This is a genomic window from Mycobacterium sp., assembly GCF_035274705.1.
Taxonomy (GTDB): Bacteria; Actinomycetota; Actinomycetes; order Mycobacteriales; family Mycobacteriaceae; genus Mycobacterium.
On record NZ_DATENY010000137.1, the window covers coordinates 1 to 4,265 of the forward strand.

Sequence of the window (4,265 nt, forward strand, 5' to 3'; positions counted from 1 at the left end):
ATGGGCCACCACCATGGTGTGCTGCCCATGCGGACGGCGCGCCGCCTCGGCATCCCAGCCCCCCTCCACCAGACGCATAAACGCCGCACCCGTGCCCGGAAACGGCGGCACCTGATCACAGCCGCCATCGCCGTGGTCGCGTTTCCACTCGATGATCAGCGCATCACGATGCGACGCCAACGCCGCGTCGAACTTCGCCGCCTCCAGGTGCGGAAGCCAGATGCGCCAACACGTGCCCTGCTCATCGGAGGTTTTGCTGATCGACACCTGCGGTTCCGGCCGAGACTCAGGTTCGGGTTCGGGTCGCGGTTCCAGCTTGAGAGCGGTGCGCAGCTGGTTAACCGTGGCGACCGCAGCCAACTGGGCGTAGTGCTCATCAGATCCCTGGCCCGCCCGCGCCGCGATGACGCCGACCTGATCCAGCGACAGCCGGCCCTCCCGCATACCCAACGCGCAGCGGGGAAACTCCTCGAGGCGGTGCGCGACGGCGGCGATCGTGTGCGCGTTTGCCGATGACGAACCCAGCTTCCAGGCCACCAACGCCGCCACCGACCGCGCCCCAGTAGCGCCACACAGCTCGTCACGATCCAGCTCGGCGACGATCTCCACGATGCGCCCATCAATCGCATTGCGCTGACCGGCCAACTCCCCCAACTCCTCGAACAACACCTCAACACGCTCAGCAGGGCTCACCGCCGCAGGAGGCGATGTGGTCAAGGACATAACGACATCATCGCAGCCAGGTACGACAAATCTCGGCCGCCGACCTAGCCCGCAGATCCCCGCAGCCCAAACCCGAAGAACAACAGATCAAGCCGCTGCGGCTATCGCGAACACCGAATTGTGAGCCAAGTCAGGTTCGGCTTCAATGCGTCTGGCGCGGTCACGCCGTCGGGAATGACGACCCGCGCAGTGTTGGGACCGTCTGCCGACTACCCAGGATCCCGAGGTGTTGCAGGTATTGACCGGTGGGTTGAGTTCAGGGATCGATCCGGAGGTGTTGCGGCAGGTCACCGCGGGGATCCAGCCTCCGCAACCAGACGAGGATTCAAGCGAGGATCCACCAGCCGCCGAAGATGCAACCCCCAAGGGCGAGGACAGCTAGAACGACGTTATCCGCCAGCCACCACACAATCCGCCCCAAAACCAGCCGCACCACCCAAACCTGTGGATGAAATCGCGACTGGGGATAACTTGCTGCGAGAGCCTAAGGGTTGCCGAATCGGCGCAACCCCTGTTGCGTGGGCCAAGGCAAGAAAGGGGCACCAGTGACGGAACGACGGGACAACGTGCTGATCGTGCATTGGCACGACCTCGGCCGCTACCTCGGCGTCTACGGCCACGCCGACGTCTCCAGCCCGCGACTTGACCAGCTTGCCGCCGACGGGATCCTGTTCACCCGCGCGCATGCCACCGCGCCGCTGTGCTCGCCGTCGCGTGGATCGTTGTTCACCGGCCGCTACCCGCAGTCCAACGGCTTGGTGGGCCTTGCTCACCACGGCTGGGAATACCGCGCCGACGTCCGCACGCTGCCAGATATTCTGTCTGAATCCGGTTGGTACACAGCGCTATTCGGAATGCAACACGAGACGTCGTCGCCGTCGAGGCTGGGCTTCGACGAGTTCGACGTCTCCAACTCCTACTGCGAGTATGTGGTCGAGCATGCGACGCGGTGGCTCCAGAATCCGCCGAACGAACCGTTCCTGCTCACCACGGGCTTCTTCGAAACGCACCGGCCCTACCCGCGCGACCGATACGAACCCGCCGACGCCGACGACGTCGTGGTGCCCGACTACCTGCCGGACACCGCCGAAATCCGCCAGGACCTCGCCGACTTCTACGGGTCGATCTCCGTCGCCGACGCCGCCGTCGGGCAGCTGCTCGACACGCTGCACCAAACCGGACTCGACCGCACCACATGGGTGGTGTTCATGACCGACCACGGGCCGGCGCTGCCCCGTGCCAAGTCGACCCTGTACGACGCTGGCACCGGCATCGCGATGATCGTCCGGCCGCCGCGCGACCGCCGTATCGAACCGCAGGTCTACGACGAACTCTTCAGCGGCGTCGACCTGGTGCCCACCCTGCTCGAACTGCTCGGCCTCGACGTTCCCACCGACATCGACGGAATGTCGCACGCGGCCACCTTGCGCACCGCCAGCGTCAAGCCGGTACGGAACGAGGTCTACACCACCAAGACGTATCACGATTCCTTCGACCCGATTCGCGCGATCCGGACAAAGGAGTACAGCTACATCGAGAACTACGCATCGCGGCCCGTACTCGATCTGCCCTGGGATATCGCTGACAGCGCGCCAGGGCGCACGATGGCGCCGCTCGTACTTGGACAACGCCCCGAGCGCGAGCTGTACAACCTTCTCGAGGATCCGACCGAGTCCCATAACCTGCTAGGGCCGGACGCCACTGACAAGGCGGAGGCCATCGCCGACGATCTCGCCCTTCTGCTCGACGACTGGCGTCAGAAGACCAACGACGTCATACCATCCGATTTCGCGGGCACCCGAATTGCGGAGCGCTACACCGAAACCTATCTGCGTGTGCACGGCCCGCAAGTCACCAGCCGGTCACCGATCGCCGCGGAGCGTGGCATCGAAGAGGACCACAGTAATGGGCAATAGTTTTACTCACGATGAGCGCAAAACCCCACTCTGTCAGACGATTTGATTGCGGTTAGGCTCACCCGCATGTCAGCCCGACCGACTGCATATCTGGTGCTCGCTTCTCAACGCAGCGGCAGCACACTTCTGGTGGAATCCTTGCGCGCCACCGGTGTGGCCGGTGAACCCGGCGAGTTCTTCCAGTACCTGCCGAGCACGAGTCAGTCTCCACAGCCTAGGCAGTGGTTCGAAGGAGTCGAAGACGAGTCGATCCTGCGGCTGCTCGATCCACTCGACGACGGCAAGCCGGACCTTGCGCCGCCCGAGATCTGGCGTGACTACATCCGGACTGTGGGCCGAACACCCAACGGCATCTGGGGCGGCAAGCTGATGTGGAATCAGACGCCGTTGCTGCTACAGCGCGCTTCGGGCTTGCCGGACCGCTCCGGCCACGGTCTGCTCGCGGCGATCCGCGATGTCATCGGCAGCGACCCGGTGCTGGTGCACGTACACCGGCCCGACGTTGTCTCCCAGGCTGTTTCGTTCTGGCGGGCAGTGCAAACACGCGTTTGGCGAGGCCGCCCCGATCCAACGCGCGACGCCCGTGCCGAGTATCACGCCGGTGCGATCGCCCACGTCGTCACTATGCTGCGGGCCCAGGAGGAAGGCTGGCGCAAGTGGTTCATCGAAGAGAGCGTCGAGCCGATGGAAGTCGCGTATCCGGTCTTATGGCGCAACCTCACTCAGATCGTGGCCAACATACTCGAGGCACTGGGGCAGGATCCCCAGCTTGCGCCGCACCCAGTGCTAGAACGCCAAGCCGATCAACGCTCCGACGAATGGGTCGACCGATACCGCGCCGACGCCGAGAAAGACGGGCTGCCGACATGACCAATGCCCGCACTTACGACGCTTTGCATGTCGACGAGTTACGCCTGCTGGAGGCCGAGGCCGTCCACATCATCCGCGAGGTGGCGGCCGAGCTCGAGCGCCCAGTGCTGCTGTTCTCCGCCGGCAAGGACTCCATCGTGCTGTTGCGCCTGGCGGAGAAGGCTTTTCGTCCTGGCCCGCTGCCCTTCCCGGTAATGCACGTCGACACCGGGCACAATTTTCCCGAAGTCATCGAATTCCGCGACCGACGTGTCACCGGCCACGGGCACAAGCTCATCGTCGCGTCCGTGCAAGAGTCCATCGACAGCGGCCGGGTGCCCGATCCGGGGCCCGGCACCTCGCGCAACCGGCAGCAGACCCGCACACTGCTCGACGCGCTGGAGGCAGGCGGCTTTGACGCGGCGTTCGGCGGCGCCCGTCGTGACGAGGAGCGGGCCCGCGCCAAGGAGCGCATCCTTAGCTTCCGCGACGAGTTCGGCCAATGGGACCCGCGGGCGCAGCGCCCTGAGCCTTGGTCGCTGTACAACGGCCGGATCAAGAAGGGCGAGCAGGTCCGGGTCTTTCCGCTGAGCAACTGGACCGAGCTGGACGTATGGCGCTACATCGAACTGGAAAACCTTGAGCTGCCGTCGATCTACTTCGCACATCAGCGCGAGGTCTTCGAGCGTGACGGCATCCTCCTGGCGGTTTCGGAATACACCAAGCCCACCAACGGCGAAACCGCCGGGGTCGAGTGGGTGCGCTATCGGACCGTCG

Annotated in this window: 5 protein-coding genes; 4 read left to right on the top strand and 1 reads right to left on the bottom strand. The window is 64.8% G+C overall.

Going from position 1 to position 4,265, the window contains the following annotated elements:
* Nucleotides 1-723 (bottom strand): DUF222 domain-containing protein (locus VJV41_RS27780; protein WP_325339280.1); only part of this gene is annotated, 723 nt, incomplete at its 3' end.
* 226 nt (nucleotides 724-949) lie between these two features.
* On the opposite strand from VJV41_RS27780, the gene VJV41_RS27785 reads away from it, so the two are divergent.
* From VJV41_RS27785 to cysD, 4 genes are all read left to right on the top strand, one after another.
* Nucleotides 950-1,105: a hypothetical protein gene (locus VJV41_RS27785; RefSeq protein ID WP_325339282.1), complete on the top strand. Its 156-nt coding sequence runs from the start codon at nucleotides 950-952 to the stop codon at nucleotides 1,103-1,105.
* A gap of 163 nt (nucleotides 1,106-1,268) precedes the next feature.
* Entirely contained in the window at nucleotides 1,269-2,639 is a 1,371-nt protein-coding gene (locus VJV41_RS27790; RefSeq protein ID WP_325339284.1) for a sulfatase, read from the top strand.
* Between the two features lie 66 nt (nucleotides 2,640-2,705).
* Nucleotides 2,706-3,509, top strand: a complete 804-nt coding sequence (gene stf0 / locus VJV41_RS27795) for a trehalose 2-sulfotransferase (RefSeq protein ID WP_325339286.1) — start codon at nucleotides 2,706-2,708, stop codon at nucleotides 3,507-3,509.
* On the top strand, nucleotides 3,506-4,265 hold a 760-nt coding region (gene cysD / locus VJV41_RS27800), incomplete at its 3' end, for a sulfate adenylyltransferase subunit CysD (RefSeq protein ID WP_325339288.1). The genes stf0 and cysD, both read left to right, overlap by 4 nt.